The 22546-nt window shown below is 65.3% G+C and carries 22 protein-coding genes and 1 pseudogene; 13 read left to right on the top strand and 10 right to left on the bottom strand.

What is annotated here, in order from left to right; all coding sequences use genetic code 11:
- Positions 1–215: 215 nt before the first annotated feature.
- Complete coding sequence (locus HMPREF3097_RS07535) at positions 216–1079, bottom strand: GDSL-type esterase/lipase family protein (RefSeq protein ID WP_070758502.1); 864 nt, start codon at positions 1077–1079, stop codon at positions 216–218.
- Between the two features lie 356 nt (positions 1080–1435).
- On the opposite strand from HMPREF3097_RS07535, the gene HMPREF3097_RS07530 reads away from it, so the two are divergent.
- Genes HMPREF3097_RS07530 through HMPREF3097_RS07520 form a run of 3 tightly spaced genes read left to right on the top strand, consistent with a single transcriptional unit; the run spans position 1436 to position 3837 of the window.
- Positions 1436–2584: an ABC transporter permease gene (locus HMPREF3097_RS07530; RefSeq protein ID WP_070761755.1), complete on the top strand. Its 1149-nt coding sequence runs from the start codon at positions 1436–1438 to the stop codon at positions 2582–2584.
- Positions 2581–3255 carry an ABC transporter ATP-binding protein gene (locus tag HMPREF3097_RS07525; protein WP_070761754.1) on the top strand — a complete coding sequence of 225 codons (675 nt, stop codon included), beginning with the start codon at positions 2581–2583 and terminating at the stop codon, positions 3253–3255. The genes HMPREF3097_RS07530 and HMPREF3097_RS07525 overlap by 4 nt, the downstream gene beginning before the upstream one ends.
- A 21-nt stretch (positions 3256–3276) precedes the next feature.
- The gene (locus HMPREF3097_RS07520) at positions 3277–3837 is read left to right on the top strand and encodes a TetR/AcrR family transcriptional regulator (RefSeq protein ID WP_070761753.1); all 561 of its coding nucleotides are present in this window, start codon (positions 3277–3279) and stop codon (positions 3835–3837) included.
- A gap of 82 nt (positions 3838–3919) precedes the next feature.
- Here HMPREF3097_RS07520 and glf read toward each other — a convergent pair whose 3' ends face one another.
- The gene (gene glf, locus HMPREF3097_RS07515) at positions 3920–5125 is read right to left on the bottom strand and encodes a UDP-galactopyranose mutase (RefSeq protein ID WP_070761752.1); all 1206 of its coding nucleotides are present in this window, start codon (positions 5123–5125) and stop codon (positions 3920–3922) included.
- Positions 5126–5261: 136 nt separating this feature from the next.
- On the opposite strand from glf, the gene HMPREF3097_RS07510 reads away from it, so the two are divergent.
- Complete coding sequence (locus HMPREF3097_RS07510; protein WP_168167019.1) at positions 5262–6374, top strand: AAA family ATPase; 1113 nt, start codon at positions 5262–5264, stop codon at positions 6372–6374.
- A 14-nt stretch (positions 6375–6388) separates the two neighbouring features.
- Here HMPREF3097_RS07510 and HMPREF3097_RS07505 read toward each other — a convergent pair whose 3' ends face one another.
- The 5 genes from HMPREF3097_RS07505 to serS all read right to left on the bottom strand — a co-directional run bounded on the left by HMPREF3097_RS07505 (position 6389) and on the right by serS (position 12697).
- A complete protein-coding gene (locus tag HMPREF3097_RS07505) occupies positions 6389–7723 on the bottom strand; it encodes an SAM-dependent methyltransferase (protein WP_070761750.1) in 1335 nt (444 codons plus the stop codon).
- A 124-nt stretch (positions 7724–7847) separates the two neighbouring features.
- Positions 7848–9386, bottom strand: coding sequence for an FAD-binding oxidoreductase (locus HMPREF3097_RS07500; protein WP_371260097.1), 1539 nt, complete (start codon positions 9384–9386; stop codon positions 7848–7850).
- A gap of 86 nt (positions 9387–9472) precedes the next feature.
- On the bottom strand, positions 9473–10384 hold the full coding sequence (locus HMPREF3097_RS07495) for an HAD family hydrolase (protein WP_070761748.1): 912 nt from the start codon (positions 10382–10384) through the stop codon (positions 9473–9475).
- Positions 10384–11292, bottom strand: coding sequence for a lysophospholipid acyltransferase family protein (locus HMPREF3097_RS07490; protein WP_070761747.1), 909 nt, complete (start codon positions 11290–11292; stop codon positions 10384–10386). The genes HMPREF3097_RS07495 and HMPREF3097_RS07490 overlap by 1 nt, the downstream gene beginning before the upstream one ends.
- Before the next feature lie 136 nt (positions 11293–11428).
- Complete coding sequence (serS, locus tag HMPREF3097_RS07485; RefSeq protein WP_015381125.1) at positions 11429–12697, bottom strand: serine--tRNA ligase; 1269 nt, start codon at positions 12695–12697, stop codon at positions 11429–11431.
- A gap of 70 nt (positions 12698–12767) precedes the next feature.
- Between serS and HMPREF3097_RS07480 the strand changes: the two genes are divergently transcribed.
- Positions 12768–13808, top strand: a complete 1041-nt coding sequence (locus tag HMPREF3097_RS07480) for a septum formation family protein (RefSeq protein WP_070761746.1) — start codon at positions 12768–12770, stop codon at positions 13806–13808.
- A 30-nt stretch (positions 13809–13838) separates the two neighbouring features.
- Positions 13839–14189, top strand: coding sequence for a metallopeptidase family protein (locus HMPREF3097_RS07475; RefSeq protein ID WP_012359402.1), 351 nt, complete (start codon positions 13839–13841; stop codon positions 14187–14189).
- Positions 14190–14235: 46 nt separating this feature from the next.
- Here HMPREF3097_RS07475 and HMPREF3097_RS07470 read toward each other — a convergent pair whose 3' ends face one another.
- Both HMPREF3097_RS07470 and pheA read right to left on the bottom strand, forming a co-directional pair.
- The gene (locus HMPREF3097_RS07470) at positions 14236–15054 is read right to left on the bottom strand and encodes a histidine phosphatase family protein (RefSeq protein WP_070761745.1); all 819 of its coding nucleotides are present in this window, start codon (positions 15052–15054) and stop codon (positions 14236–14238) included.
- Positions 15055–15071: 17 nt separating this feature from the next.
- Positions 15072–16121: a prephenate dehydratase gene (gene pheA, locus HMPREF3097_RS07465; RefSeq protein ID WP_246821329.1), complete on the bottom strand. Its 1050-nt coding sequence runs from the start codon at positions 16119–16121 to the stop codon at positions 15072–15074.
- Between the two features lie 63 nt (positions 16122–16184).
- Here pheA and HMPREF3097_RS07460 point away from each other — a divergent pair, with 63 nt between their 5' ends.
- Genes HMPREF3097_RS07460 through HMPREF3097_RS07450 form a run of 3 tightly spaced genes read left to right on the top strand, consistent with a single transcriptional unit; the run spans position 16185 to position 19180 of the window.
- Positions 16185–17567 (top strand): amidase family protein, encoded by a 1383-nt coding sequence (locus HMPREF3097_RS07460; protein ID WP_070761769.1) that lies wholly within the window; start codon positions 16185–16187, stop codon positions 17565–17567.
- Positions 17564–18367 carry a CPBP family intramembrane glutamic endopeptidase gene (locus tag HMPREF3097_RS07455; protein WP_070761744.1) on the top strand — a complete coding sequence of 268 codons (804 nt, stop codon included), beginning with the start codon at positions 17564–17566 and terminating at the stop codon, positions 18365–18367. Before HMPREF3097_RS07460 ends, HMPREF3097_RS07455 begins: the two co-directional genes overlap by 4 nt.
- A gap of 30 nt (positions 18368–18397) precedes the next feature.
- Positions 18398–19180 (top strand): metal-dependent transcriptional regulator, encoded by a 783-nt coding sequence (locus tag HMPREF3097_RS07450; protein ID WP_070758484.1) that lies wholly within the window; start codon positions 18398–18400, stop codon positions 19178–19180.
- Positions 19181–19196: 16 nt separating this feature from the next.
- Here HMPREF3097_RS07450 and HMPREF3097_RS07445 read toward each other — a convergent pair whose 3' ends face one another.
- Positions 19197–19469 carry a hypothetical protein gene (locus HMPREF3097_RS07445; protein ID WP_012359396.1) on the bottom strand — a complete coding sequence of 91 codons (273 nt, stop codon included), beginning with the start codon at positions 19467–19469 and terminating at the stop codon, positions 19197–19199.
- Positions 19470–19659: 190 nt separating this feature from the next.
- Here HMPREF3097_RS07445 and nrdI point away from each other — a divergent pair, with 190 nt between their 5' ends.
- The 4 genes and pseudogenes from nrdI to HMPREF3097_RS09575 form a co-directional block, all read left to right on the top strand.
- On the top strand, positions 19660–20130 hold the full coding sequence (nrdI, locus tag HMPREF3097_RS07440) for a class Ib ribonucleoside-diphosphate reductase assembly flavoprotein NrdI (RefSeq protein ID WP_012359395.1): 471 nt from the start codon (positions 19660–19662) through the stop codon (positions 20128–20130).
- A gap of 65 nt (positions 20131–20195) precedes the next feature.
- Complete coding sequence (gene nrdF, locus HMPREF3097_RS07435) at positions 20196–21200, top strand: class 1b ribonucleoside-diphosphate reductase subunit beta (protein ID WP_083317315.1); 1005 nt, start codon at positions 20196–20198, stop codon at positions 21198–21200.
- Positions 21201–21294: 94 nt separating this feature from the next.
- Positions 21295–21870 carry an NADPH-dependent FMN reductase gene (locus HMPREF3097_RS07430; RefSeq protein WP_070761743.1) on the top strand — a complete coding sequence of 192 codons (576 nt, stop codon included), beginning with the start codon at positions 21295–21297 and terminating at the stop codon, positions 21868–21870.
- A gap of 189 nt (positions 21871–22059) precedes the next feature.
- A pseudogene (locus HMPREF3097_RS09575) lies at positions 22060–22546 on the top strand (LytR family transcriptional regulator); the annotation flags it as partial.

Here is a 22546-nt window from a genome sequence, read left to right as displayed (position 1 = left end):
GCAGGTCAAACCTTCAGATCAGACAATAGTGATGGGTAATCGCCCCTATTATCCCCCACGACCCGCCCCTGATGGCAGTACGCCACGGCCCGCACCGGCTTTCTCGCTGTGGAGATCCGGTGCGGGCCGTGGCGTATGTGCGCGGGCTCGCGCGTTGTGTGAGCCGCTTGGGGCCGTGCCTTGCGGGCGAGCCCCAGCGAGCTATCGGTGATGCCTTAGATGTGGCGGGAGAGGATGCGCGCCACGCCCTCGTTACCAACCTTGGTGAGGTGGGTGGTCATGTTGTAGGGCGTCGAGGTGTTGTCGACCAGGCCGGAGACGTAGCGCTGGTTCGCTGGCGCGCAGGTGCCGTTGGCGCGGGTCGGGCCTTCCATGTCGATCCAGCCCACGCCGGTGGCCTTCGCGGCTTCACGCTGCCAGTGCTGGGCGGCGTCCTGGGCCATGCGCACCGGCGGGATGGTCAGCGCGACGCGCTGCAGGGCGTGGGTCTGGATCCAGCAGCCGGTGCCGTACTTATCGACGATGTGCGGGTAGCCCACGAAGGCGACCTTGGCGTTCGGGGCTGCGCGCTTGATGCGCTCGACCTGCGGGCGCACGCCGGCGACGAAGTTGCGGGTCTGGACGTTGATGTGGCCCGGGGCCTTGATGTTGTCCAGGATGCCGATGTTCATAAACACCGCGCGGGTGGAGCGGTTGAGATTGCCGTGGGCGATGGCCTGGTCGACCTGGCGCTTGAGGTTGTTATCCCCGTTGGATGGGGCGTAGGCGACCGCGCCGTTGCAGGCGTAGTCCTCGACCTTCACGCCGGTCTGGCGCTGCAGGCTCGCGGCGACGCGGACCTGGCCGCGCTTGCAGCGCCCCTCCGCCGGGGCGTTGCCGGTGACCTTGCCCGGGCCCTGCCAGAACTCCGCCATCTGGGATGGGAAGGTGCCGGTGCCGTTGGACCACATGGAGTCGCCGAAGAGGACGACGTTGCGCGGCGCGGCGTCGGCGGCTGGGGCCGTTGCGGTGACTGCGCTGCCGGCCATCACGACTGCGGCGAGCCCCGCGAGCATTTTCGACATCTTCTTCTTCAGCATCTACCCATCCCTTGGTTTTGCGTTGGAAACTCTATTGTTCTGCACTTCTCGCAGCTTCGTGCCGCTTCGCGGTTTTTCATTGTCGTACATCTGGCGCGTAGATCCAATTGCCAGCCAACTCCTAGCTGAGACACAGCGACGGCACGGCGGGTCACTGCCGTCACTTTGGCACCATCCTCGCCGACGCCCCGCCCCTTCGAAATCGCCACTGACCTGCCCCTTTCCCCATCTTGGCAACGCCTTGTTTTCATGTTGGCAACACTGTGTTGCTAAGTTAGCTTCCAGCGGCTTTTTCGCTTAATTTCTTCGCGGTTTACCGCCGCGCACTAGTTTCCAAATACGCAGAAGGTTTTCCCATGTTCCTAGCCTGGCGCGAAATGCTGTTCGCGCGGACCCGATTCCTACTGATGGGCGTCGTCCTCGGGCTGATGTCCCTGCTCGTCGTCATCATCTCCGGCCTCACCGCCGGCCTCGTCAACGACGGCGTCTCTGGCCTGAAGGCTCTGGACGCGGACGTCATCGCCTTCGAACGCGGCACCCAAACGGACTCCGCGTTCACCCGCTCCATCGTCGACGTCGACGAAGCCGGGAAGATGGCCGAGCTCGACGGGATCACCGACACCGCCCCACTCGGGCTCACCATCGCCAACGCCCACAACCAGGACGGCACCGCCGTGGACCTGACCCTGCTCGGCGTACGTCCCGACTCCTTCATCGCCCCGCCTGGCCTGCCAGCCATGAGCCCGGCCGCCGACCGCGGCGAGCAGACCAGCACCCCGCACGAGGTCATTCTTTCCGCCACCTTGGCGGATGAAGGCATCGAGGTCGGGGACACGATCACCGTCGACCGGCTGGAGACCCCGCTCAAGGTCACCGGCTTCGCCGACGGGCAGCGCACCTTCGGCCACGTCGACGTCGCCTACCTGCCGCTGGACGTGTGGCAGGAAATCCACGCGGGCGCTCGCCACGGCGAGGCAGTGAAGCCGGAAGCCTACGAGGAGGCCTCCGTCGTCGTCGCGAAGACCGCGGACAAGGCAGACACCGCAGTACTGTCGCAGGCCGCCGGGCTGGACGTCCATACCTTGAAGGAAAGCTTCGACTCCTCCCCCGGCTACACGGCGGAGATGATGACGCTGACGATGATCAAGTGGTTCCTCTTCGTGATCGCGGCCCTGGTCACCGGCGCGTTCTTCCTGGTCTGGACGATCCAGCGGGCGGGCAGTATCGCCACGCTGCGCGCCATGGGCGCCACGAAGGGCTTCCTGCTGCGCGACAGCCTGGGCCAGGCCGTGAGCATCCTCGCACTGGCAATCGTTGCCGGCGCGCTCATCGCCGTCGGCCTGGGCAGCCTGCTGGAGCGCACCGCCATGCCGTACGCCACCGAGTTCGGCTCCGTCATCGGCGGCAGCCTGATCCTGTTTTTCGCGGGCCTGATCGGCGCGGTCGTTGCCGTCTACCGCGTCACCCGCACCAACCCGCTCGCAGCCCTAGGAGAGAACCGATGAGCCACGCACTGAACCTCAGCGATGTCACCATCCAGTACAGCGACGGCGATTCCCAGGTCACCGCCCTCGACCACGTGAACCTCGCCGTGACGCCGGGCGAGTTCGTGGCCATCGTTGGGCCTTCCGGGTCCGGCAAGTCCACGCTGCTCGCCGTGGCGGGCGCGCTAACCAGCCCGGATTCTGGGCGGGTGGAGGTCGCGGGCCAGGACATCACCGGCCTCGACGATGCGGGCCTGGCGAAGGTTCGCCGCGAAAATATCGGTTTCGTCTTCCAGTCCTCCGGCAGCTTGCCTTCTGCCCTGACCGCGGAGGAGCAGCTGGAGCTGGCCGCGCGCGTGATCGGCAAGCGGGGGCGCTACTCCAATGCCGAACTGCTGGGGAAGGTCGGCATGACCCGGCGCGCCCAGCATCTCCCGGGCAGCCTCTCTGGCGGTGAACGCCAGCGGGTGGGCATCGCCCGGGCGCTGGTCGGAAACCCGCAGGTTCTACTGGTCGACGAGCCGACCGCGGCCCTGGATCGCAGCCGCTCCCAGGAGATCGTGGAGCTGCTCGCCCGCGAGTGCCACGAGTTCAACGTGGCGGGCGTGATGGTCACCCATGATTACGAGGTCCTTGGCCACTGCGACAAGGTCTACGAGATGGTGGACGGTCGCCTGAGTGTGGCCGACTAGGTCCGACGTAGACTCGGGAGTATGCCCAAGATTACGGAGGAGACGGTCGCCGAGCACCGCGCGGTCCAGCACCGCGCGGTGCTGGAAGCCGCCGAAAGGCTGATCGTGGAGCACCGCGGCAAGGTCCCCACCCTCGCGGAGGTCGCCGCGGAGGTCGGGCTCGCCCGCCCTAGCGTGTACCGCTACGTCTCCTCCCAACACGATCTTCTGGTGCAGCTGCTGATCCAGTCCACCCAGGAGTGGAACGCGGAGCTGGAGGCCAAGATCGCGGACGCTCCACCGGAGCCGCACCAGCGGATTCGCGCTTATGTGGACGCCACGCTGGATCTCTTCGCCCACGGCGCCCACGGCCCGCTGGTGGCCGCGGCGCAGAGCTTCCCGGCGGCCTTCGCCGATGAAGAGGTGCAGCGCTCGCACGCCGGTTTCCAGACCATCGTCGCGGACTTCTGCCCGGGCGTGGCCCCGGTGGACATCGCCCTGCTGAACGCGGCGATCGGGAGGGCAGCGGAGATGGTCGACAGCCCGGAGGCCTTCGACCATGCACGGCAGACGCTGTACGCGATGGCCGAGGCGCTGGTCTAGCAGCGCTGGATCATCTTGGCGCGGCCCCGGGCCTGCGTCCTTGGGCTGTGGCGAACCACAGCCCAACCCCCGAAGCCCGCGCTTAGTGCCCGCGCGGCTGGCTCAGCGGCGTGCCCGACTCGAAGAAGGGCTGCAGCTGGTTGTCGTACATGGACAGTGCAGAGCCGATCGCCATGTGCATGTCCAGGTACTGGTAGGTGCCCAGGCGGCCGCCGAAAAGCACCTTGTTGTTCTCGGACTCCGCGGCCGCGAGCTTGCGGTAAGCCTCCAGCTTCTCGCGGTCCTCCGGGGTGTTGATCGGGTAGTACGGCTCGTCGTTGTCCTCCGCGAAGCGGGAGTACTCCTTGACGATGACCGTCTTATCCTTCGGGTACTTGTCCTCGCGCTCCGGGTGGAAGTGACGGAACTCGTGGATGCGGGTGTATGGGACGTCCGCGTCGTTGTAGTTCATCACCGGGGTGCCCTGGAAGTCGCCGGTGTCCAGGACCTCCTGTTCGAAGTCGAGGGTGCGCCAGCCCAGGTGGCCCTCCGCGTAGTCGAAGTAGCGGTCCAGCGGGCCGGTGTAGACCACCGGTGCGTCCGGGGACTCGGCGCGCAGCTCGTCGCGGACCTCGAACCAGTCGGTGTTGAGGCGTACCTCGATGTTCTCGTGGTCTGCCATGTTCTCCAGCCACTTGGCGTAGCCCTCGACCGGCAGGCCCTCGTAGGTGTCGTTGAAGTAGCGGTTGTTGAAGGTGTAGCGCACCGGCAGGCGGGAAATGTTGGACGCCGGCAGTTCCTTCGGGTCGGTCTGCCACTGCTTGGCGGTATAGTCGCGGACGAAGGCCTCGTAGAGCGGGCGGCCGATCAGCGCGATGCCCTTCTCCTCGAGGTTCTTGGCATCCCGTGGGTCCAGGCCGTCGGTCTGGTCCTTGATCAGCTGGCGGGCCTCGTCCGGGCTGTAGTACTTGCCGAAGAACTGGTTGATCAGGCCCAGGCCCATCGGGAACTGGTAGGCGGTGCCCTTGTGCATCGCGAAGACGCGGTGCTGGTAGTCGGTGAAGTCCGTGAACTGGTTGACGTAGTCCCACACCCGCTTGTTGGAGGTGTGGAAGAGGTGGGCGCCGTACTTGTGGACTTCGATGCCCGTGGTGGGCTCGGCTTCCGAGTAGGCGTTGCCGCCCAGGTGGTCGCGGCGTTCGACGATCAGGACGCGCGCGTCGTGCTGCGAGGCGGCGCGCTCGGCGACTGTCAGGCCGAAGAAGCCGGAGCCGACAACAATGAGGTCATATTTCCCGTTTGTGCTCATGTGCCCCAGGGTACTGGGTGGGCCGGGAAAACTAGCCGAGCAAAACCCGTTATCAGCGCCATTTGATACTCTTTGATATATCGGCGATATATCAAGAGGTATCAAAATGCAGCCATCTCCCTACACACCAGGTTCAGTGGCCAAAGAGACCTACGGTCGCGAGAAGCATATGAAAAACCTGCGACGGGAACTCGCTTTTCTTGCGCAGTTTCAGGAGCTTGTGGGGCGGGTGAGCGTTTTCGTTGGACCTCGTGGCGTCGGAAAAACCTCCTTACTCCGCGCCGCACAACGCGAGGCCGAAAATATCGGTATCAATACCATTTTCGTCACCGCAGGTGACGGCCCCTTCGTCCAAGAACTCATGCTCGCTCTCGAAGAGCTATCTGAAACGTGGCACACCGAGGCCAAGGACTATTTTCGAGGGCTGATAAAAAACCTTCGGATCACCCTGGGAGGCTTTTCGATCGAAGCGCCCCAAATCAATGACGGAACCTCAAGGAATTTAGGTCGCCAGCTCCAGGAGCTGCTCTCTAACGCCGGGGACAACTCTTCGAAGAAGGGTAAAGGGCTCCTAATCCTCATCGATGAAATTCAGGCAGCTGACCCCGAGGGAATGCGCGCTTTCGCCTATGCCTGGCAGCACATGCAAGCTGAAAACCCCGATCTGCCAGCAATGACCATCGCAGCAGGGCTGAGCCACGCCCAGGATGCCATCACCGATGCGGTGAGTTTCGCTGAGCGCTTCCGTTACGTCTATCTCAGCAATCTCGACGGCCCTGCGGCCCAAAATGCGCTGACGCAGCCTGCCAAGGCACAGCAGGTCACATGGTCAGAGACCGCACTTTCCCTCGCTCTATCTAGCGTCCAGGGCTACCCTTATTTCCTGCAAGTGATTGGCGATGAAACCTGGGCCGACGCCAACTATCCTTCCGCCGGATACCAGATCACCGAAGAAAACGTCTCGAATGGCCTTTTGGAATTCAATGAGATCAGGCAGAGTTTCTTCAGAGCCCGGTGGGCCAAAGCAACACCTAAGGAGCAAGAGGTACTTCGAGCCATGGCGCGTCTCGGTGGCGGCCGGGTCTCCCGATCGGATATCGCACACGAACTAGGTGTATCCACCCAAACCCTCAGTCAGCCACGGGCGAATCTCATCGACAAGGGGTTGGTGTCTTCTCCTGAACACGGCTTCCTCGAGTTCACCGCGCCCGGCTTCGCCGAGTACGTGCTGGCGGTCGACGGCGCATAGCCGAGCAAAACCCGTTAGCTTTCCCACCACTGGCGAACCGGCATGCCGGTGGAACCATCCGCGTAGGGCTTCACGGCCAGCACCTGGTGCAGCTGCACGATATTGTGCTCGAAACCCCACTCGGAACCGGCCATGTACAGGCCGAACAGCCGGGCGGTGGCCTCACCCACGACGGCCACCGCCTCGTCCCAGTTCTCCGCGAGCAGCTCGCACCAATCGTGCAGGGTGCGCTGGTAGTGGAAGCGCAGGTTCTCCTCGTGGTGCACGTCGAAGCCCACATCCTGCATGCGGGTCACGATCGTGCCGGAACCGGTGAGCTCGCCGTCAGGGAAGATATAGCGGCCGATGAACTTCCCGGCGTTGATGCGCTCGTTGGTGGGTCGGGTGATGCAGTGGTTCAGCATCCGACCCCCCTCGCGCAGCCGACCGTACATCAGCTGGAAGAACTCCTCGTACTGGCGACGCCCCACGTGCTCGAGCACGCCGATCGCGGAGATGGCGTCGAAGTCGGTCTCGGGGACGTCGCGGTAGTCCATCAACCGGATCTCCGCGAACTCCTCCAGGCCCTGCTCGCGGATCTTCTCATTGCCCCACGCGACCTGCTCCTCGGACAGCGTCACGCCGATGGCCTTCACCCCACGGGCGGCGGCGTAGCGCACCATCCCGCCCCAGCCACAGCCGACGTCCAACAGTCGGTCGCCCTCGGAAAGCCGCAGCTTGTCGAAGACCAGGCGGTACTTATTCTCCTGCGCCCGGTCGAGTGGTGCCTTCGCGGCCGTGCCCGTCGGCCACACGCTCTTATCCCAGCCCTCCGGGGTATCCGACTCATCAGCCGGGTAGTAGGCGCAGGTATAGGTCATGGAGTCGCCGAGGAAGAGTTCGTAGAGGTCATTGCCCACGTCGTAGTGGCGCTGCACGACCTCCTTATCCCGCTGGCGGGAGTGCCGGGAGAGCCCCTCGAACAGGGCCTTCTTCCACCCCGGCTGGTCCTCCTGCGGCGGGATCGGCATTGGCCGGATCGCATTCAGGTGCTTCAGGGACCGGGCGATGCGCGCCCCGGTGGCAGCCGATGGCTTGCGGAAGGACTCGTAGTAGAAGGTCTGCAGGGCGTCGAACATGCCATAAGGGTGGCCGGGGTTCTCGCCGCTCACCTGCAGTGCGCCGGTGATATAGGCCCGCGCGAGCCCCAGATCGCCGGGCGCGGTGACGATATATGCCAGCGCATCGGAGCTGGTGATATCCAACCGGAGCCGCGCATCGGCCGGCCCGGTCTCGGAGCCGTCGAAGCCGGTGACGTGGAAAGGCAGCGGTGGCGCGGTGATCGCCTCCACGATCTCCGCCACCGTCATTGGAGTGAAACCCGAATTCATGTTTTCTTGCCTTTTCTTCTTCGCTGTTTTTCTGTTGTCCCTTTAATTTTTGACGTCAACGCGCCCGCATTTGCCCTGGCCGAGCGCTATGTCAGGCGCCCTGCTAGGCCCAGTCCACGGTCTTTTCGTACAGCCCGGGGAAGCGCCCCTGCGGGTCGTAGACTTCCTTGAGCTGGGCCGGGAAGCTGCCGCCGTAGAGCTGCTCAAAGGTCTCCCGGTCGTAGAAGGCCTCGGAGTAGAGGGACTTGTGCCCGCCAAGGGCGCTGACCTTCTCCTCGACGAGCTTGTTGAATGCGCCGGCGGGGGCGTCCTTGCCCAGCAGGTCGACGGGGACGGAGGACCAGAAGCCGACGTTGACCCAGGTCTGCCCCACCGTCAGCGGGTAGAGCGGCCACGGGTGCTCCTTGTCTGCACCCAGGGTCTCGCCCTCACCGACCAGCTCGTTGCCGTCAGCTCCGGTGCCCCGAATGCGGATTGGGCAGAGCCACACGGGCTCGATCTCGCAGGAATGGAAGAACCACTCGAGGAACTCGGGCAGGTGCTCCGGGGTGACCTCGATGTCCTGGACCACGCGCTCGCGGGCGGGCCGATTGTTGGCGGCCTCGATGCGGTCGGCGAGGTCGTATTTGCGGTCCCAGCCGATGATCTTCCAGTAGAAGCTGGAGCGCAGCAGGTCGCGGGGCCACATGCGGCGGATCGTCGGGTTCTGGGTACCGAAGGCGCGGCTAGCCCAGAACCAGTCCACGTCCCAGCGCCACAGGTAGTCGCGAATGCTCAGCCGGTCGCGGAGTACGCCTTCGGGGTGCTGAATCGAGCGGTAGTAGATCCGGTCGCGGGTGTAATCGCTGGTGGGGCCGATCTCGTCGGTCTGTCGGCCGAGCATGAGGTAGCACTCCTCCAGGCTGAACACGGCGCCGTCGAGGTAGTCCACCGCCTCGCCGTCGTACTCGCCGGTCTCGATGATCTGCTCCATCGTCTCGGTGAGCGCGTGGACGTCGTGGAAGCGGACGTGGCGCAGCTCCACGTAGTCCTTGACCTTCTCCAGCTCGATCTTCAAGCGCACCGCGTACCCGAGGGAGCCGTAGGAATTCGGGAAACCCCGGAATAGATCGACGTTCTTCGTCGGCGAGCAGGTCACCACCTCGCCGGTGCCGGTGAGGACGTCCATCTCGATGAGGGCCTCGTGCGGCAGCCCATTGCGGAAGCACGCGGACTCCACGCCCAGGCCAGTGACGGCCCCGCCCAGCGTGATCGTCTTCAGCTGCGGGACGACGGTCGGGCTGTAGCCATAGGGCAGGACGGTATCCACGAGATCCTCGTAGGTGCACATCCCTTGCACGTCCGCGGTTCCTGCCACCGGGTCGACGGCGATCACCCCACCCAGGCCGGAGACGTCGAGGCCCGGTGTGGTCGACTGGTTGCGGCCACGGAAGAGGTTGGAGGTCTTCTTCGCCAGGCGCACGTTCTCCCCCGGCGGGATGGCCTCGTAGCTGGCTCGCAGTTTCTCCACTGCTTGCCCGTGCGCGAACCAGCCAACCGGTTGCAGTTCGCGCGCATCGAGGCCGTTGCCGATACGTAACGCATCGGTAGTTTTCCCGACGGTCTCCACGGCAATATTCTTCAGCGCACCCAAGACAGTCATATCTCCCACCATAACCACGCGCATCTTTTCACGCCGTGGCGGCGGGTGGGACACGGCAGTAGCGGCGAGAAAAGGACGCCCGAAGCCTAGAGCCAGCGCTGCAGGACCTCGGCGACCCCGTCGTCGTCATTGCTGGTGGTGACCACGTCCGCAGCCACCTTGACCTGGTCCTCCGCGTTGCCCATCGCGACCCCGAGCCCGGCCCACTCGATCATCTCCAGGTCATTGGGCATGTCCCCGAAGACGACGACGTCCTCCCGGCGGATCGGCTCCGTTCCAGGTGCCGCCTGTTCGTTGAGGTGCGCTATCAGGTCCTCGATGGCGCTGCGCTTGGTCACGCCCGGCGCGGAGAACTCCACCAGGCCACCGCCCCAGCTGTAGGACATGTGGCTCAGCGCGGGGTCGATGTGGTCGACGAGGGCGTCGTAGATCTGGCGGGAGGTGACATTCGGGTTGCGGCCCAGCAGCTTCACCGCGGGCTGGGAGATGACCTCCTCCACGGGGCAGATGAGGTGCTCCTCGGACTCCCAGGCGTGGGTGAAGTCTGGCTCCACCACGTAAAGCTCCTCGGCGCGGTCGAAGGCGCTGGCACCCGCGCGCTCCACGCCGAAGCCCACGCCGGGGCCGGCCGGGACCCGTGGGCCGGCTTGGCGGCCGAAGAGGTATTCCGGCAGGTGGGTCGGCAGGTGCCGGGTGTGCTCCAGGGAAGTCTCGACGATGCTGCGCATGTCCTCGGGCGAGAGGGTTTTCGCGCGGACGATCTCGTCGCGGGCGGAATCGTAGGTCACTGCACCGTTGGCGCAGATGCACAGCGGGCGGATCGGCAGCTGCTCGAGCACCGGCAGCATCCAGCGGGCGGGTCGGCCGGAGGCCAGGGTGAAGATCGTCCCGCTGGCGGTGAGCCGGCGGACGGCGTCTCGCAATCGTGGGGAGACGCGCTCCTTGCTATTGAGCAGGGTGCCGTCGATGTCGCTGACGATCAGCCGCGGCTGGTTCATTAATTCTTCCGGTCCTGCTGGGCCTGCTGTTCGCGCTTGCGCTTGCGTTCCGCCTGGTCTGCACGGTCCTTGGCGGTGGCCTCCTCCAGGGTTGGGGCGGTGCCGCCGAAACGGGCCGGGACCCAGGACTCGCCCTTCGGCATGGGGCCGTAGCGGCGCACGTACTCCTGCTGAGCCTCGTCCAGCTGAGCCTTCATAGCTTCGTGGAGGCGCTCCGTGGTCTCGATGGAATCCTCGGTGACCTCGATGGGCTCGCCGACGCTGATGACCAGCTTCGCGTCCTTGGGCCGGAGGTTATTCTTGCTGCCCTTGGTCCAGATTCGCTGGGAACCCCAGATCGCGATCGGGATCAGCGGAGCGCCGGAGTCGCGGGCAATGATCGCCGCCCCCTGGCGCAGTTCCTTGACCTCGAAGGAACGGGAGATCGTCGCCTCTGGGAAGATCCCCACCAGTTCGCCGGCCTTCAGCCGCTCGATGGACTCATTGACGGAGGCCTGGCCATCCGCACGGTCCACCGGAATGTGGCGGCATGCCTCCATCGGTGCCTTGGCGAACTTGTTATCCCAGATCTCCTTCTTCGCCATGAAGCGCACGAGGCGCCCACCGCGGAAGTGCGCGGGGATACCGCCATAGACAAAGTCCCAGTAGCCCGTGTGGTTCACCGCAAGCAGGGCCCCGCCCTCGGCCGGGATCCGCTCGTGGTGCATGACCACCACCTCAGCGCGCTGGATGTAGCGCATCAGCAGCTTCGCCGCCCGAATGATGATCCGGCCGTACACGAGCTCCTGGGATTCCGGGTGCTTCGGCGTCTCCACCCCCTTGCTGGTCAGAATGAAGGCCGAGTCGGTCCACCGATCAATGGAGAAGATGGATCCCACGCGGGATAGGAATGCCGGGGGCTTAACCATGGTCGTGATCCTCTGCTGTGTAGGAGCCCCGCCGCACGAGGACGGGGCTGAAGTGGTGGGGCTCAAGTGGTGGGCGCCGTGGTTCAGAGCCCTGTCGCTACAGGACCCTTGAAGTACAGGGTCAGGGCCTGGTGGCCTAGCTCTTCGGGGTCAGGACGTCCTTGCCCACGAACGGACGCAGTGCCTCCGGGACGACGACGGAGCCATCGGCCTGCTGGTGGTTCTCCAGGATGGCGACGAGCCAGCGGGTGGTCGCCAGGGTGCCGTTCAGGGTTGCGGCGACCTGCGTCTTGCCGTCGGCGTCCCGGTAACGGGTCTGCAGGCGGCGGGCCTGGAAGGTCGTGCAGTTCGAGGTGGAGGTCAGCTCGCGGTAGGTGTTCTGCGTCGGGACCCAGGCCTCGGTGTCGAACTTGCGGGCTGCCGAGGAGCCCAGGTCGCCGCCAGCGGTGTCGATCACGCGGTACGGGACGTCGATCGCCGCGAGCATGTCCTTCTCCAGCTGCAGCAGTTCCTGGTGGATCTCGGTGGCCTGCTCCGGGCGGCAGTAAACGAACATCTCGAGCTTGTCGAACTGGTGCACGCGGATGATGCCGCGGGTGTCCTTGCCATAGGAGCCGGCCTCACGACGGAAGCAGGAGGACCAGCCGGCGTAGCGCTTCGGCTCGTCCAGGTCGATGATCTCATCGGAGTGGTAGCCGGCCAGGGCGACCTCGGAGGTACCGACGAGGTACAGGTCGTCCTCCTCCAGGCGGTAGACCTCATCCGCGTGGGCACCGAGGAAGCCAGTGCCGCCCATGACCTCGGGGCGCACGAGCACCGGCGGGATCATCAGCTGGAAGCCCTTCTCGGTGGCCTTGCGGGCGGCCAGCTGCATCATGCCGAGCTGCAGCAGCGCACCGTCACCGGTGAGGAAGTAGAAGCGGGAACCGGAGACCTTCGTGCCGCGCTTCATATCGATCAAGCCGAGGGATTCGCCGAGCTCCAGGTGATCCTTCGGCTCGAAGTCGAAGGTGGTGGGCTCACCAACGTGCTCGAGGACCACGAAGTCCTCCTCGCCACCAGCGGGCGCGCCCTCAACGACGTTGGAAATCTGCATCTGCAGATCGTGCAGCGCCTGCTCCGCAGCGCTCTGGGTGGCCTCCAGATCCTTAACAGCCTGAGCCTTCTGCTTGCCCTCCTCGCGCAGCTGGGTCTTCTCCTCATCGGAGGCGGCGGCCATCTTCTGGCCCATCGCCTTGGAGAAAGCCTTCTGCTCTGCGCGGGCCTGATCGGCCGCGGAAATCGCCTCGCGGCGCTGGCGGTCGGCCTCCAACAGCTGGTCAACCAGTGCTGGGTCCTCCCCACGGGTACGCTGGGATTCACGAACGAGATCTGGATTTTCGCGCAGGAGCTTGAGATCAATCATGGCTTCTAGCTTAGCTATAGTGGTGGGATAAAGTTTCCTCCCGCACCGCCGTCGCCGAAGAAAGTGAAACATGAGTATTAGTCACGCCACCTGGACTCGCCGGATGCGCAGCGTGACAGTCATGACCCTGGCAGCACTGTGCGGTGGCGTCGCCACCGGCGCCTACACTTACGTCGCCGATAGCAACGCCGGACCGACCATCGCGCAACCAACCAACGAGGCCGAGGCCCCCGAGGTTCGCGCCGCCGCGTTCACGAACGCGGACACCGGCCAGTGCGTCAACTGGACCCGCACCCCGAGCGGACAAAACACCGACTTCCTCACCGTGGACTGCAAGAAGCCACATCGCTTCGAAGTCTCCGCCCGCGAGGACCTGCGTGCCTACCCCTCCAGCGAGTTCGGCGCGAAGGGCGACCTACCGGACGTCAAGCGCCAGGCCGAGCTCAGCCAGGAGCTCTGCGTCGGCCCCACCATGCGCTACCTGGAGGGCAAGCTGGACCCGAACGGGCGCTACGCCATCTCCCCGATCCTGCCGCCGGAGTCCTCCTGGGCAGAGGGCGACCGCACCATGCTGTGCGGCGTGATGGTGCAGGACGCCGAGGGTAAGTCCGTCGAAACCACCGGCCTGGCCGCCGAGCAGGACCAGTCGCGCGTCTACGAACCGGATACCTGCGTACAAGTGCAGGGCCGCTCTACCCGCGTGGTGCCGTGCACCGAGGACCACACCTGGCAAGTCACGCACCAGGTTGATCTGGGCAAGATCTTCAAGGGCGATGAATGGCCCGATATCAAGCGCCAAAACGACGCTCTGAACAAGATCTGTACCGAGCAGGCGGAGAACTACATGGGTGGCGAGGAGAATCTCTACCAGTCCACCCTGACCCCGTTCTGGACCACCCAGCCGGAGGAGTCCTGGGCCACCGGCTCCCGCCAGGCGAACTGCGCGCTGATCGCGACGGAGGGCGACGGTTTCGGCACCCTGAAGGGCGATGCCCGGCAGCAGTTCACCGTCAACGGCAAGCCGCCGAAGACCCCGCCGAAGCGACTGCCGAAGCGCGGCGACTCCCCGGCCCCGGAGGGCGCTAACTCCGAGGGCAACCCGACTCCTTAAGCGGGCGCCACGAGCGGAAGTGATTGAGCATTGAGCATCGAGGTCAGCGAAGAGGAGTTCGAGGAACTCGTCGACCAGGGGCTGCGTCGAATTCCACGGGAACTACTGGACAACGTCGATAACGTCGCGATTGTCACCGAGGACTATAACCTCGATTCCCCCAGCATCCTGGGGCTTTACGAGGGGGTCGCGCTCACCGAGCGGACCAGCGAATACACCAGCGCGCTGCCGGATAAGATCACGATCTACCGGATGGCGCTGCAGGACGTCGTCGACACCCGTGAGGAGCTCGTTGAGCAGGTCGCTATCACCGTCATCCACGAGCTCGGCCACCACTTCGGCATCGACGACGACCGGCTCCACGAGCTCGGCTGGGGCTAGCGGGTTTAGCCCAGGGGTAGCTGGGCTAAAGCCGGTTTAGCTGGGTTTAGGCCAGCTCCGGGGCGCCGAACGGGCCCCACTCGGTGACGCGGAAACGGCCACGCACCCCATCCCGGAGCTGCTCGCCCGCGAAGTCCGCGACCTGGTCCAGCAGCTCGCCGAAGTCCTCTGGCAGGGCGATGGAGACCACCTGCCCGTTCGGCAGGTATGCGCGATAAGCGAACTCCGGGTCGACCGCACCCAGCCAGGTCGCGACGAGGCGGATCACGGCGCCGTGGCTGACCAGCACGGCGTCCGCGCCTTCGGCCTGTGCCGCCGCGACCACGGCGAGCGCCTGCGGCAGGTAGCTGCTCAGAACCTGGGCGCCGGAAGAGCCACCGGGGACGATCTTGTCGATCCGACCATGCAGCCAGTCCCCCAGCAGTCGGTGGTAAAGCTCGTGCGAGTCCTCGTCATTCTTCATCTCCATGTCCCCGGCCGGAATCTCGGAAACGCCATAGACGGAGGCCAGGGAGCCTGCGTGCTCGCCCGCCAGCTCGACGGCAGCGGTGTCGGCCAGTCCGGCGAGTTCGCGGCCCCGGAAGCGCTGGAAGCCATCGGCGAAGCTGCTGCCCGGCGCGGCCGCGGCGATGGCCCCACCCTCGGCGGCGAAGGCCGTAGCCAGGCCTGCTGCGGTCTGTTGGGCACGTGCTGCCTGGGAGGAAAGGACGTGCACGCGGTCGCTGGCGTTGCGCAGGTAGCGGCCCGCGGCGCCGGCCTGCTCCCGGCCGAGCGCGGTGAGGCTTGCGCCTGGCAGGGCGGTATCTAGCGCGTGGATTTCATTGGACGTGGTCTGGCCGTGGCGGACCAGAAACAAGCGGGTCATGTTCTCGCTTCCCTCTCTCAAGCCCGGTGGTCTTCTGCGGGGTTCATCATATCGGCCAGCCACCGTTCGGAGGGGCCGTCATCCGGGGTTTCGGCAGCGACATTGCCCAGAATCTTCACCAGGTGTTCCTCGTCCACGCCGCGCGGGGCGGTGGCCAGTGGCCAGGAGCCGAGGTAGCGGATCCAGGAGCTCTCCCGCTGCAGTCCCTGCAGGGCAGCGGCGACGGCGGAGTCCTCGATATGGCCGATCATCTCGATGTGGAATACGTAGGTGCCCAGCAGCTCGCGGGTGGGCCGGGAGCTGATTCGGGTGAGGTTCACCCCGCGCAGGGAGAGTTGCTGCAGGGCGTAGATCAGGCTGCCGGGGCGGTCGTGCTGGGCGGTGAAGGCCACTCCGGTGCGGTCGTGGCCGGTCCGCGGTGCGGGCGGGACGGGGCGGGAGACCAGGGCGAAGCGGGTAAAGGCCTCGGCGACGTCGGCGACGTCCGTGGCGATCGCTTCCAACCCATAGATTTCGAGGGCGCGCAGCGGGGCCGCGCAGATATCGGCACGCCCCTCGGCGACGGCCTGTGCCGCGGCGGCGTTGGAGGGCGCTGGGCTGAACTGCACCTCGGGCAGGTTCTCGGCCACCCAGCCACGTACCTGTGCCTCGGCGACGGGGTGGGTGCTGAACACGGGGGTCGCCGCGCCCTCCTCGGCGCTGGCGGCACTGCGGAAGCGCTCAGCCTCCCCGGCGCGCACTCCGATCGCGAAGCGGATCGGAACCAGCAGCTCGGCGAGGATCTGCACGCGGTCGCCGGTGACCAGCGCGTCCTCGGCCTGGGCGACGGGGCCATCCACGGAGCTCTCCAGCGCGATGACGGCGTAGTCGGCCCGGCCTTCACGGAGCTCACCGAGCGCATCGGCCGGGCTGGTGCGGGGCTCCAGTGTGGCGGCGCTCTCGGGGTCGGTGCCGACCGAGCTGGCGGGCACGCCGGGCACCTGGCCTGCGCGCAGGAACTCGAGCGCGGCCTGCTCGGTGAAGGTGCCCCGCGGGCCGAGGAAAGCGATGGTGGGAGTGTTGCTCATGGCCTCCGATACTAGTGGGCTACATCACGGGGGTGGGCGGGGCCGGCGGGTAACCTAGCCGGTGTGACACAGCTCAGCCCCACCCCCGATACTTTCGCCCAGCGGCTCGCGGCAGTGAGCCAGCAGACCGGACTTTCGCCCGCGCAGCTGGGGGTGGCGCGGGTCTACGACCGCCCGCACGTCGATGAAGCGCGTAGCGCCTCCCACCTCAACGGGGAGGAGCTGCTGGTGAAGGACACCCAGCAGGTCGCGGGCGAGTGGGTGACGATGGGCAATGCGCGTCAGGGCTTCCGCGCCGCGCACAGCGATACCGCGGTGGAGAACCTGCTCGCGACGGGCGCACGTCTGGTTGGGGCGAGCGCGAGCGCGGAGTACGGCACCAGCGCCTATACCGAGCCCGTCGGGCAGGAGGCCCCGGTCAACCCAATTAGCCCGTCGATGATGACTGGTGGCTCCTCGGGCGGGGCTGCGGCGGCGGTGGGCCACGGGGTGGCGCGGATCGCGCACGCGACGGACGGGGGTGGCTCCATCCGGGTGCCAGCGGCCTGCTGTGGGCTGGTGGGGCTCAAGCCGGCGCACGATACCTCAGTGGGTGGATTCAATCCTTCCGCCCACGGCTACCTTGCGGACTCCTTCGCGAACACGCGCAAGGCCTATCAGCTGCCCCGCACCCAGCCGTGGGGCCTACGGGTGGGCTATACGAATCAGCCTTTCCACCACCACTCCCGGGTGGATCCCGTGATCGCCGCGGCCACCGCAGGGGCCACCGCGTTGTTAACCAACGGGGAATCGGTGGCGGAGGTCCACCAGGCACCGCAGCCCTATGACCCGGCGAATTTCGAGCTTTTCGCGACCGTCCTCTCCACCCGCTGCGCGGAGCTGCCGGAGCCGCTCTCGGAGCTCACGAGCTGGCTCAAGCGGCAGGGCGCGGGTGTGCCCCGCTGGCGCCGTGTGGAAATGGAGCGCAGCATCCACCGGATGCGTCAGACAGCGCTTCACCGTTGGTCGGCAGCGGGCTTGGATGTCGTCGCCACCCCGATGCTGGCGTGCGCTCCCCCGGCACCGGGCGCGTTCTCGCGGCTGAGCCCGCGACTGAACTTCTGGGCGCAGACGGCCTGGACGCCGTGGGGCACACTGTGGAATCTCTGCGGTTGGGCCTCGGTGACGGTACCGCTGGTTGACCCGTCTCGAGTGCCGGGCCGGTGGCCGATCGCGCTGCAACTCGGCGCGGTGGGCGACCGGGTGAGCGCGTCAGACCTTTTGGCTTTGGGCGAGCAGGTGCAGGCCGCCGCGGCGGTGCTGCCGGTGGAGGGGCTCTCGCTGGCCGAGCCCGGTGACCTGGGTTCCCTGAACTACGAGCCCCGCCCCGGCGCGGGCAACCACAGCGCTGGGTGCGACTGCACAGCGGAGCACAGCCACGAGCCCTGCGAGCAACGGCAGCCATGAGTGCCGAGCTCCTCCCCCGCGACCGGCGCGCCCTGCGCGTCGAGCTCGCCCTCCTGCTGGCGGTCACCTTCGGCGCCTCCGGTCTGCGCGCGACGCTACGGCTGGTCGAGGCCCTCACGGATCCCACCCCGCTCAATGAGCAGGAGGCTTTGCTCAACCAGCCCCAGTCCCACCTTGCGTGGCTGGATCCGGCTTTTCAGCTGATCACCTCCGGCGTACTCCTGGCGTGGGGCGGGCTAGCAGCCTTCCTGCTGCTGCGGCATCTGCCGCCCCAGTCGGCCCCGCGTCAGCCGGCGCGGACCCAGCCGGACCCATCCCAACCGACCCTGCACCTGCGGCCCCGAGCCAAGGACTGGCCCCACGGGGCGGGGCTGGCCGCACTCATCGGACTGCCGGGCCTGGCGTTCTATGCGCTGGCGGTGCACCTGGGCGCCTCAAAGGTCGTGGTGCCCTCCGGGTTGGGTGAGCACTGGTGGACGCTGCCCTCCCTGCTGCTCAACGCCTGGGCCAATGGGGTGGCCGAGGAGCTGATCGTCGTCGCCTGGCTGGCAACCCGGCTGCGGCAGCTGAACGTGCGCTGGCCCGCGATCTTCGCGGCCTCGGCCCTGCTGCGGGCCAGCTACCACCTCTATCAGGGCGTATCCGCGGGCCTGGGTAATGCGGTGATGGGGCTGGTCTTCATCGAGTATTTCCGCCGCACCGGCCGGGTCTGGCCTCTCGTCATCGCCCATGGGCTCATCGACACGGTGGCTTTCGCGGGCTATGCCCTGGGCGGCGGTGGCCTCGTGGGCGTCGGCTAGGTGGGAACCGGGCTGCTAGGCTTAAGGGCCATGCGCCCGGAGAATACTGCAGGCCAGAAGGCCGAAAATCCCCTTCCTGATCAGGCTGACCCCTTCACTCAGAACCAGTCGCTAAACCCGGAGGCACTTGCCTCCATCATCGCCTCACTCTCCACGAGCAGCCAGGACTATCTGAAAGCTATTTGGAATCTCCGGGAGTGGAGTGCGAACCCCGTGACCGCCAAAGCCCTGTCCTCCCAAGTCGGGGTGCGCCTGTCCACGGCCTCGGATGCAATCAAGAAGCTCCGCGAGCAGGGATTCGTGGATCATGCCCCCTACGGGGAGGTTACCCTCACCGACGTGGGGCGCCGGGTCGCTCTCACAATGGTGCGACGCCACCGCCTGCTGGAAACCTTCCTGTTCAACACGCTCGGTTACCGCTGGGATCAGGTCCACGCGGAGGCGGAGAACCTCGAGCACGCGGTCTCCGATTTCCTGGTGGAACGCCTCGCTGACGTGCTGGGCAATCCAGCTACCGATCCGCACGGGGATCCGATTCCTTCCGCCGATGGTCAGGTCGCGATGCCGGACGCCACCCCGTTGACCGCCTTAGCTCCGGGCGAGCTGGGCCAGGTGGTGCGGATTGCCGACGATAACTCGGAACTGCTGCGGTTCTTTGAGTCCCAGGACCTGGGGGTGGGAATGCAGGTCAGCTGGGATCAGGGCGCCCCCTTTAGCGGCTCAGTGTTGGTCCAGGTGACGGGTAAAAAAAGCTTTCCCCTCGGCGAAGACGCTCTGGGGGCAATTTGGGTGTTGCGCCCAACCAGGAACTAACTACCGCGCGGGGATCTTAGGTCAGGCGGGGGCGGGTACCGAAGATCGGTGGCGGACCAACAGCCATGCTGGCCTCGAAGAAGCTGGAAACTTCCTCGGGGTGAGCCCCACTCTGCAGCCTTAAAAAGAGAGAGAACAAATGCAGAACATCTCCCACCACCTCATCGGGAGAGGCAGAGCTATCAATCAACTCCTTGGCCTCAGCGTGATTGCCGTCGTGAAGAAGTTCTGTGACGGCGATGCTCTCAATCCAGGAACCGTGGCGTTGTACAGATGGATGTTCTCTCATTAGTTTCACCTTCTTTTTCGGCGGTGCTGGCACTGAAAATGCGGTAGAAACCCCACTCCAGAGTGCCGCAATCCCCGGGTGAGGATTGAACGAAGTGCTCCCCTTCGACGGGGTATCTCCACGCCACAAGCATAAGTTCGACACACCGTAGTTACAACTTGGTCGCGTGGTATCTATTTGTTACGTCGGCATGTATTATGGTGCCATGACTTCGACGTCCACACCTGGAGCAGAAGAAGAAACCCCAGATCTTCTGTACTTTTCCAGCGCTTCCGAAAACACCCACCGCTTCATTCAACGCCTGGAACGCCCCGCACTGCGCATCCCCTTGAGACCCAGGCTCGAAGGCATGATCCGAGTCAACGCCCCCTACGTTCTTCTGCTGCCTTCCTATGGCGGCGGAGCGCTCAATGGGGCCGTACCCAAGCAGGTGATCCAGTTCCTCAACATCCCAGAAAACCGTGCCCTAATCAGGGGAGTAATCACCAGTGGGAATACCAACTTTGGGGAGCATTACTGCATCGCTGGTCCTGTAATTTCCCGCAAATGCGGAGTACCGGAGCTCTACCGTTTCGAGCTCCTCGGCACCGACGAGGACGTCGAGAAGGTTCGCAATGGACTGGACGCCTTCTGGGCACAGCAGGGCAAAGAAAACGCCTAATACATGCAACCCCCCAGAAACGACAGAAACGATTAAACCCACCCCGACCAGCTACAAGGAGTTCAATGAAGAAAACCCTAGAAAGCTCAATCACCCCGCCCAAGAGTAAAACCGACCTGCACACCCCTATCCGCCCCATCAACTGGAACCGAGTGCAGGACGAAAAAGACCTCGAAGTCTGGCTCCGACTCACCGCGAACTTTTGGCTGCCTGAAAAGGTACCCCTCTCCAATGATCTGCCGGATTGGAACAGACTCTCTGACCTGGAACGAACCCTCACTATGCGGGTCTTCACCGGATTGACCCTACTGGACACCATGCAGGCCACGGTCGGCGAAATCAGCCAGATTCAGGATGCCCTCACCGAACACGAGGAGGCCGTCTACACCAATATCGCCTTCATGCAGGCAGTCCACGCCCGCTCCTACTCCAGCGTTTTCTCCACCCTGTCCAGCACGCCCGCAATTAACGACGCCTACGACTGGGCGGTCAAGAACGAGGTTCTGCAGACCCGCTGCCGCAAGGTGCTGGTGCACTACTTCGGCGAGGATCCGCTGAAGCGGAAAGTCTCGGCCACGCTGCTGTCCTCCGTGCTGCTCTACGCCGGCTTTTACCTGCCGCTGCACTTCTCCACCCGCGGGGTGCTGAGCAATACCGCGGATATGATCCGCCTCATCCTGCGAGACAAGGCCGTCCACGGCTACTACTCCGGCTATAAATTCCAGCGCGGCATCGAACGCCACCCGGAGCGGGCGGCGGAACTCTCCGATTTCACGCACGAGCTCCTTGAGGAGCTCTACCAGCTGGAGTTGGAGTACTCCACGGAGCTCTACGAACCCTTCGGCCTCATGGCGGATGTAGAACGCTTCGTGAAATACAACGCGAATAAAGCTCTGATGAACCTGGGCTACACCCCAATCTATCCCGGCTCGGAAACGAACGTCAGCCCTGAAATCCTCTCGGCGCTAACCCCGGGCGCGGATGAGAATCACGATTTCTTCTCCGGTTCCGGATCCTCCTACATCATCGGTATCGCCGAGGAGACCGAGGATGCCGACTGGCAGTTCTAGGCGCGGCATCCGCCACCCAAGCGGAGAACGCGCCCCGCCCCCGACGCCCCCCAAGAAAAAGAAGAACACCCCACGAACAGAAAGGGAGACACAAATGTCCTCTCAGCACACCGTCAGTGTCCTGGTCGGGAGCTTGCGCGCAGGCTCCTTCGCTCGAAAAATCGCGAAGCAAGCCATCACCTTCTTCCCCAAAAGCTGGGACGTCAAGATCGTAGAAATCGGCCACCTGCCACTCTATAACTTCGACTACGACGACCCCGCCGTCACCGACCTGCCCATCCCCGATACATACCGCGACTTCCGCGAGACCATCAAGAACTCCGACGGCATCCTCTTCGTCACCCCGGAAAACAACCGCACCATCCCCGCCTGCCTGAAGAATGCGGTAGACATCGGCTCCAAGCCAAACGAGGACGTCGCATGGAAAAACAAGCCTGCCGGCATCATCAGCCACTCCGTGGGACGCATGGGTGGCTATAGCTCTCAGAAGAACCTACGCCTCGCGCTCTCCTATTTCGACATGCCGACCCCGGGGCAACCGGAAGTCTTCCTTGGCCAGTCCCCCACCCTGCTCAACGAAGACGGAAGCTTCAATAACGAAGCCACCCGTGATTTCGTGGCAGGCTACGTGCAGCGCTTCGCGCAGCTGGTGTCGGAGACTGCGGCGTAACTCGCCGCACTGCCCGGATCTGGCCGGATCTGGCCGCTGGTTGTCGCCCACGGGCTCCTCGACACGGCGGCTTTCGCGGGCAATGCCATCGCCCGCGGTCACCTCAACCTGGAATGGCTGGGACTGTAGTTACCAGTGTTGCTGGCGGTGCGCGTGACCGCGTGGCACCGCTCCCGCTAAGATGTCCCCATGAACTCACGCGATGAATACGCCCGCGACCGGGATGGCAGGATCCTGACCGACCGTTTCGGCCGCCCGGTGCGTCGTCGCCCCGCACCTGGTCCCGCGTCGAACGCGACGTCCAGCACTCCCGGACCAGGTCAAAAGCCCGCGCCACCGCGTTACGTCCGCTCGAATATTCCGGACGCCGCCGGCCAGCGCCGTTCCCCGGCACCGGGATCCGAACACGGTCGCCACGAAAGGCCCCAGCACGCAGAAAAGAATCAGCGCGCCGAGCGGCTCCAGCGCCCAGAGAGGGCCCCACAGCGCGAGAGGACGCAGCGACCGGAGCCGCCGCGCTACCGGCAGGCCCCACCGGCTGGTACGCAGCGACCACACGATAGCCGCGGGGGCTACGCACCGCGCCCGGCCGCAGCTCCCCAGCAGGGCGCGTACCGCCCGGCACACCCGGAGGCCCAGCCACGCGGCGCGTACCAGCAGCCGCCGCGCCCAGCCA

Source organism: Corynebacterium sp. HMSC27B11 (assembly GCF_001815985.1).
Lineage (GTDB): Bacteria > Actinomycetota > Actinomycetes > Mycobacteriales > Mycobacteriaceae > Corynebacterium.
Note: the sequence above shows the minus strand (reverse complement) of the source record. Positions and strands in the feature narration are given on the sequence as shown.